This window comes from Vibrio sp. 10N.261.55.C5, assembly GCF_041470505.1.
GTDB classification, from domain to species: Bacteria; Pseudomonadota; Gammaproteobacteria; order Enterobacterales; family Vibrionaceae; genus Vibrio; species Vibrio crassostreae_C.
The window spans coordinates 1-7422 of sequence record NZ_JBFRMS010000007.1 but is presented as its reverse complement, the minus strand read 5'-3'; the positions used below and the strand labels follow the sequence as shown (position 1 = coordinate 7422).

Genomic DNA, 7422 nt, shown 5'->3' with positions numbered 1-7422 from the left:
ATGTGCTCAAAGAAGAGAAGCAGTGTTATATGTGGCTTTACTGCTCAGGCGCTGACTCGCCCGAAGCGGCACTGCCGAATGTGAAAAAATCGCCTTGTACGACTATCAAAACAGTCGCGCGAGGGTGTGCCCCGTGGACTTTTTAGGTGACTACAACGGTTATCTACAAACCGATGGCTACACGGCTTATCATGGTCTGCATCACGTCACTAATGTGGGGTGCTTAACGCAAGTTCATGGACGCGAAGAAGCTTCAAGGGGAAGGTAAATCGGGCAAGGCTGATAAGGCGCTGGCTAAAATCCAAAAACTCTACGGGATAGAATCACGCTTAAAAGGTGCGCCTGCCGAAGAGCGAAAAGCAGAGCGTCAAGCGTATGCCAAGCCGATACTGGATGAGCTTTACCAATGGATGACAACCCAGAAGGTGATAGGCTCTAGCCCACTAGGCAAAGCAATAAAGTACTAGCTCGGGCAATGGCCTAAACTCATTCGTTATATCGACGATGGTCACTTATCTATCGATAATAATCGCGCTGAACGCGCAATTAAACCGCTGGTTATTGGCAGGGAAAATTGGCTATTCTCCAACACACAAACGGTGCTGAGGCGAGCGCGATGCTTTACAGTATCGTCGAGACTGCAAAAGCCAACGGTATTATCCTCTAAGACTACATGGTCAAGTGCATTAAAGAGCTCGCGAAAGCAGAGCCTGATATCGACGCACTTCTACCTTGGACCTCTTCGGGTCAAGTCAAAACAGACCTCAACAATATTGGCTTTGGCCTCGAAACTTACGTTTGGTGCTAACTATGCCATCGGACTCTAATAACATATTTGGGTTCTTTGATGAGTTTGAAGCTTCAGAAGGAGAGTCACAGCAACCCCCTATAGAGCTGTTTCAAGAACCCGTTGAAATTTTATCAACCCTAGATAGTCAGCCAAAGAAGGTACAACAAGAAGTCTTTGTGATAAATAAAAAGCGACATCCACTCACGGTAGTGAATATATGTAGGATCACGTCCTGCATAAGCGATTTATTCAAATTTAAAGAGTGAATTAATATCGCACCATAAAGAAAAAATACTTCAAATACTCCAGAAATGAGCATGGCTGAGCATAGGGATTCTCAGGTTTGATGATACCAATATCAGGTCAGATGGCCGAACACATTTATGGGTACAACCATGAATTTAACGCATCGCTCACTCATGGTTATCGCTATCACTGTTGCTCTTTCTGCGTGGGGTAGTGATGAAACCAGCTCACGTCCTATTAAGCCAGAACCGCTTCAGACATTACCAACAGAGCAGGTTTCAGTATCCATCGGGGACGCGACTCTTTTCGCAAATAGAGAGTCTGTTGTGATCAATACCTTAGCAGGTGACGAGCAACGCGTATCCATTGAAGCGTTTAAAGGAATCACTTACGCCGATCAACAACGTTTTCAGCACAGTCACTCCGTCAATTAGAACACAATGCTGATAGCGCTATAGATGCGACACAATTTGGCGCCGTGTGCCCACAGCTTAAAATAACCCAGCAAGAGCAATCTGAAGATTGCTTGAATCTTAATATTTGGCGTCCTTCGGAGATCAATGGTTCAGAGTCATTACCCGTGTATGTCTTTATTCATGGTGGGGACTTTGAATATGGCGCAGGTTCTGATACCGACATTAACGGTGATACCGTCGTGGCTAAAAGATACCATTCGATATACGGGTGGCGTTGGCGCTGGAAAGGCGAACCTCGATATTTTCAAAGAGTTCAGTATAGGTGCGTCGTACAACAAAACGATTCAATTCGGCACAAAAACCTCGGGAGTCGCTGCGCTTCAGCAGCTCCAGTTTCGAGTGGCAAACACACCATTGATGCTGGGTGTGAAACAGATTATTGGCCAGAGCTCGGTAGAGTTTGAGACCAGTAATGAAGATGTGAATAACGCTATCAATGGCGTTATTCAATATTTTATGGGCGAAAGCTCGGTGACCTCTGGGCTGGGTGTTGTCGCGGAATACGATAATGCGATTGATAATCGTTGGACCGTTTCTGCGTTTTATGGCCTGGATAAAGCGACAGTAGAGGGCAGTCTGTCAGACGATGAAAGTGTCGATGCGTATGGTGCTGGATTTCGCTATCAGATAGCTTGCCGATATGGGTTACACATGGGGGTAGACCTCGCTTTTAGTGACGTTGACAGCGCGTTTTATATAACGGTTGGCAGTGGATTCTAATGATGGAAAGGTGGGTGTTAGTCAATCGATTGATTTTTCTACATGCAGCATAGTTTTCATAACAATCATGAACTAATATTCTTTTACAACAAACATAACAGGTATCAATATGAAAAATTACGACCCAAATGAATTGGACGCTACGCAAGTATTACTTGATGGTGTCGATACAGATAAACGTTCGACTTTGACTAAGTTAGCGGTTGGGGCTGCGGCACTGCCTTTTGCCTCTGTTTTACATGCAGCCCCTGAAAAACTGGTTGGCCAAAACATCAAACTGATGCCTAACGAGAAAGGGCCATTTGATATCGTTATCGAAAATGGCCGTGTTGTTGATCCTGAAACTGGACTCGACGCAATTCGTCACGTCGGTATTAAAGGTAAGCGTATTGCTGCAATCTCAGACAAAAAGCTGCAAGGCAAAACAATCATCGATGCTGAAGGTCTCGTGGTTGCACCTGGCTTTATAGATATGCACGCTCACGGACAACAACTTCCTGCTGCCCGTGCTCAAGCATTCGATGGCGTAACCACCGCTCTTGAGATGGAATCTGGTCTATTCCCAATCGGAACGTACTACGATATTACTGCTGCTGAAGGTCGCCCGATTAATTACGGCGCTTCTGTAGCATGGACTTACGCTCGTATTCAAGCAAAAGAACCTACGATGCCTGCTCCTGATGGTACGATTGTTTGGTTCCAGAAAGCTTTTTCTAAAAACAATTGGCAAAATACCCTAGCAACCCCAGATGAATTAAAACAAATTCTGGGCTCGGTTGAGCAAGGTCTTAAAGAGGGGGGCTTAGGCATTGGTATTAACGCGGGTTACGCACCAGGTTATGGCCACAAAGAGTACTATGATCTTGCTAAACTAGCAAAACGCTATGAAGTACCAACTTACACTCACGTTCGTTACCTAAACAGCGCAGAGCCAAAATCAAGCTTTGAAGCATACCAAGAACTCATTAGCCTGTCGGCGACAACGGGTGCACACATGCACATTTGTCACCTCAACAGCACGTCAGTACAAGATATCGAAGATTGTGCCGATTTAGTTCAATCCGCCATTGATCAAGGTTTAGCCGTTACTACTGAAGCTTATCCTTATGGTGCTGGCTCTTCCGTTATTGGCGCAGAAGTTTTCCGTGGTGACGATTGGTTACAACGTTGGGGTGTACCAAGCGCTAGCTACATGGAAGCGAATGGTAAAGCACTAAACCAAGAAAAAGTCACTGAACTACAAGCATCAGCGCCCGGTACCGTGGTTGTCATGCACTTCTTAAAACCCGATGAGAACAAAGAAGATCGCGCTAAAATGGACCGTTCAGTATTGTTCCCAGGTGCAGCTATCGCTTCAGATGCAATGCCTTGGATGGATGATAAAGGCGTATTAATTGAAGGTGATGTATGGCCACTTCCAAGCAACGCAATAGCTCACCCTCGCTCACTTGCTTGTTTCTCTCGTTTTATTGAAAAATATGTCGAGGAATACAAAGCGGTAACACTAGTAGAAGCGATGGAAAGAACTAGCTTAAACGCATGTCGTATTCTTGAGGATGCTGTGCCACAAATGGCAAATAAAGGTCGTATTCAAGTAGGTAAAGATGCTGATTTAGCTATTTTCAAACTTGATGAAGTAAAAGCCGTTGCAACATTTGATAAACCAAATGCCCTTTCTACAGGCATGAAATACGTACTTGTAAACGGGACACCTATCATTGAAGCTGGTGAAATGTTGTTAGATTCAAACCCAGGTGAAGCGGTTCGCAACAAAGTTACTGGCTAAGTTATCCTGACTTAAAAGGTTGGGCATTAGCTCAACCTTTTTTATTGCTTACCGAGTAAATATAGACAACGAAAATCGAAAGAGAGCATGCTATGAGCAAGAAGCCTATTCCAGTAACAATTTTAGCCGGATTTTTAGGAGCAGGGAAAACGACCCTACTAAACCATATATTAACCAATGCAAATGGAATGCGCATGGCTGTGATCGTCAATGATTTTGGATCAATCAATGTTGATGCGGAGTTAGTTAAATCTGAAAGTGAAAATATGATCAGCCTAGAGAATGGCTGTATCTGTTGTAACCTTGCAGAAGGACTAGTCGTTTCGGTAATGCGTTTACTCGCATTAGAGGAACGCCCAGACCATATTGTTGTTGAAACTTCAGGTATCGCAGAACCCAAAGAAGTGGCACTTCAATTTGAAGATCCGGAACTGCAAGCACACGCACCTTTAAATGCAATCGTGACGACGATCGATGCGGAAAACATTTTAGGGCTAGAAGGCCCAATGGAGACGTTGTCGAAGCAGCAAATTCAAGTGGCTGACATTGTTCTGGTTAATAAAGCTGACCTAGTCGATGCTGATAAACTAGAGCAAGTCAAAGCATGGTGCCGAGTACAAGCTCCGTTTGCTAAATTGATTGATATTTCATTCGGCGAAGTGGATTTACCTATCTTATTTGATGCCCCTGAAAGTACGCGCTTTGTCACTAACAAAATAGCGGCTGATCAAAGGGAATGCCAGCACCATGATTGTCATGATGAGCACTGTCATCACGTGAACCATGATTTCGAAACATTCAGCTTTGAAACTGATCAACCGCTTAATCTACAAAGTTTGTATCCTCTACTGCAACAGTTTTCAATCGATGCTTATCGCATGAAAGGTATTTTAAATTTAACCGATCGTCCTGATCATCGCTGTGTATTTCAGTGCACGGGCCAGCGAGCCAATGTGACGGTTGGAGATGCATGGGAAGATGATGAATCTCGTTCGTCACGGTTAGTCTTCATTGGACCTAAAGGTGGCCTTGATAAAGAGAGTATGCGTAAAAAACTGAACGCACTGGTGGCGTAGTTAGAACGGAAATGGAGTAGATGGCAAGCCTATCAACCTAGCGCTTGCCTATACCTAGCTTACCTCTGCCTACTTTGCATTGACTCATCCTAAGTATCCTTATCTTATTGAATTATTGGCTAATTTCGATTCTATTCGGTTTTTCCAAATCCATATTGCTCATTCCCCTCGCCATCTGAAACAAAATAGTCTTATCGATTTTCGAGACTCTGTTCATCAGTACCTTCTCAGAATCGGTTAACGTCAAAAAGCAGATAAAGACTCAATCGTGGGTTATTGGGGCGTGTTGATCAGCGATTGTTAGTTCGATGGTTAGTCCTCAATGATGGAATCAAAATGACGACTAAATATAGAATAAACCATGATTTGTCCCGCCATAATCGCGCCAAACATCAGCAAGGCGGACAGACCAATATTCGGAATGGGTAAAATGGAGGTCGCAAAGAAGGACTCACTTGCTCCGACAATGATTCGACTACCGGGGACAAGAATGATGATCCCTTGAATAATGTATATGAGTGGTGGAACGTGACGCAATTTTCCCATCCCCACCCCGTAAAGCGTAATGAGTATTGTGCTTACCCATGTACCTACAACCCAATCGGAAGTAAACCAATGTGGCCCCCACATGCCAATTGCCGCGACAGGAAGGCCTAAGAGAATTTCTGTCATACTTGCGTTGAAAATAAGGCCAATAGCGACAGAAATCCCGATCAGTGCGGTGACATGAAGAACGAATGGGATTTCATCAATAAATACCGGTACCGATAATGGTTGATTGATTATGTTGGCTAAGCCTAACCCCATAACAATGCCGATGAATATTTTCATTACTATGAGTGCGCTTTGTGCAAGCAGTTCGATACCTGACCGAAAGTCATTGAGAGCAAGACTGGCTAAGCCGTTGGTGACGGTTAACCCAGGAATAAAAAGGACAATGGAAGAAATGCACAGTGCCAATGTTGGTAAGCCGGGAACCTGTGCCGCTATCATACCGGTTAAAAAACTGGCTACTAAGGCGACAAAGAACTCGACAAGAATGCTTCTTGGCCCAGTCAGGAAAATTTGTGCTAGCCAGGCTATAGCGCCCAGAATAATGGATAAACCGACCGCCAGATAAGTACTGCCAACTAACATTAAATAACATGGCGGAAGCAATAAATTGGCAAAGCACAAGGTACGATTCGAGTAGGTTTCTGAACCTTCGTAATGGGAATGAGTCGAAAACCCTTTAAGCGTTGCGACTAAATCACGTAAGTTAACCGAGGGTGGTTTTTTGTTTTCCATCACGACTTTTTGCGTGGGTTGCTCAAAAATAGTGATGACTTTTGTCGGGGTCACATCAATAGAGACATCAATGTTCTGGCGTTTTGCATAAGCTTGAGTGTATTGAGCTACCGAGTAAGGCGCACAACCAGATTGATGTAATCGGTCCGAAAAGCTCAAAATTTCTTGCTGGCATTGTTCGATATGATTTGTTTGTTTCATTCTGTTTGTTTCTCAATCACCAAGGCGATATATGTTTGAGGGGCATTCTAATTCAATAGTATCCTCATTCAAGCGTAACCAATAGTCGTGTATAGAGGACGGGCCCCTACAAACGAACAAGGCAATGGTTAAAAAGATAGGATTCATTGAATGAGAGGTTATCAGTTTATCGTTGAGGTAAATCAGTCATTGTTGAAGCTGCAACCTCAAAAATAGATCCGCTCACGCAGCTATTTGAAGGCGTAAAACTCCAAATCCATGAGGTGATTGATTTAACTCTGAGGCTTTTAGAAAAGCTCGGTAATGAGTAAAGGAAACTAATATTTAGGAAATGGAAGCCTAAATAAGATTGATGATGAGCGTTAGAATCACAACTAGAATGGAACCGACATAAGCAATTTCAATAATGTTTGAATCAATCCAGTTGCAGTATGCTTGAATTGCTAAACTCAGTTTGTTTTTCATAATGGCCTTTGGAAAATTAACCGAAATCTACTGTAAATAATAGCTTATTATGAGTGAGCTTTGATGACGGTTTCAAAGGTTCCTTAGCGCTAACAGTGTGATTGCGGCGCTCACGTATTAACAATATCGTCCCGTGGGTTCATGAGGCGGATACAGTCGATAAGGTTTAAGAGCAGAAAATTGGGTTAAAAAAGAGCCGCTTATTTGTGGTTCATCGCGGCTTTCCAAGAAGTAGTCGGTATCTCGATACCCATACCCCATTCGCTTGATTAGCTTTATCTTGTTGTTTATCCCTTCTAGGGTGCAGGTGTTTAGCGGATAACTTGCCGATGCGATAATACCGTGAAGATAAGGACTCAGTTTTCGTGCGAACTC

Annotated in this window: 6 protein-coding genes and 2 pseudogenes; 6 read left to right on the top strand and 2 right to left on the bottom strand. The window is 43.7% G+C overall.

Features of this window, described 5'->3' with window-relative positions:
- From tnpC to AB4263_RS01180, 6 genes and pseudogenes are all read left to right on the top strand, one after another.
- A pseudogene (gene tnpC, locus AB4263_RS01205) lies at positions 1-808 on the top strand (IS66 family transposase); the annotation flags it as partial.
- A gap of 377 nt (positions 809-1185) precedes the next feature.
- On the top strand, positions 1186-1470 hold the full coding sequence (locus tag AB4263_RS01200) for a hypothetical protein (RefSeq protein ID WP_017062010.1): 285 nt from the start codon (positions 1186-1188) through the stop codon (positions 1468-1470).
- Positions 1471-1514: 44 nt separating this feature from the next.
- Positions 1515-1637 (top strand): annotated as a pseudogene (locus tag AB4263_RS01195) (carboxylesterase family protein); the annotation flags it as partial.
- The gene (locus AB4263_RS01190) at positions 1597-2232 is read left to right on the top strand and encodes a hypothetical protein (protein WP_136982111.1); all 636 of its coding nucleotides are present in this window, start codon (positions 1597-1599) and stop codon (positions 2230-2232) included. The pseudogene AB4263_RS01195 and the gene AB4263_RS01190, both read left to right, overlap by 41 nt.
- A gap of 109 nt (positions 2233-2341) precedes the next feature.
- Positions 2342-4018 carry an amidohydrolase family protein gene (locus AB4263_RS01185; protein WP_102319826.1) on the top strand — a complete coding sequence of 559 codons (1677 nt, stop codon included), beginning with the start codon at positions 2342-2344 and terminating at the stop codon, positions 4016-4018.
- Between the two features lie 92 nt (positions 4019-4110).
- The gene (locus tag AB4263_RS01180; RefSeq protein ID WP_372097238.1) at positions 4111-5094 is read left to right on the top strand and encodes a GTP-binding protein; all 984 of its coding nucleotides are present in this window, start codon (positions 4111-4113) and stop codon (positions 5092-5094) included.
- Between the two features lie 312 nt (positions 5095-5406).
- Here the strand turns inward: AB4263_RS01180 and AB4263_RS01175 are convergent, their stop codons facing one another.
- Positions 5407-6582 carry a threonine/serine exporter family protein gene (locus AB4263_RS01175; RefSeq protein ID WP_372097236.1) on the bottom strand — a complete coding sequence of 392 codons (1176 nt, stop codon included), beginning with the start codon at positions 6580-6582 and terminating at the stop codon, positions 5407-5409.
- A gap of 582 nt (positions 6583-7164) precedes the next feature.
- On the bottom strand, positions 7165-7422 hold a 258-nt coding region (locus AB4263_RS01170), incomplete at its 5' end, for a transposase (protein WP_372097234.1).